Below are 323 nucleotides of genomic sequence, written 5' to 3' on the forward strand. Positions count from 1 at the left end.
ACCATGCTTGGATACGGCATTACCCTGCAGATGTACAATAATAAGACCAACAAGGGAATGCGGGGACTTCAGGTACCCACAGGGGACATCCAGTTTGATGTAAGCTTTGGCGGAGAACTGGTGATGAATGGAACCACGCTTGGAGAGAACTCTGCCCCGTATGCATGGGCTTACAAGGCCAATGAAAACGGAGAGACGGGGATCAGCTTTAAAGGCGAGGAAAATACGGTCAATGTTGACTGGAATGATGAGGATGATTATACCAAGACTACCACGTATGGCTGGGATGCGGCTCCCTATAATACAGGAAACAGCGCTACTGG

General features: G+C 49.2%; 1 protein-coding gene. It reads left to right on the forward strand.

Features of this window, described 5'->3' with window-relative positions; genetic code table 11:
* Positions 1-323 (forward strand): hypothetical protein (locus G5B11_RS18905; RefSeq protein WP_173729349.1); only part of this gene is annotated, 323 nt, incomplete at both ends.

This window comes from Blautia glucerasea, from assembly GCF_013304385.1.
Classification (GTDB): Bacteria; Bacillota; Clostridia; order Lachnospirales; family Lachnospiraceae; genus Blautia_A; species Blautia_A ammoniilytica.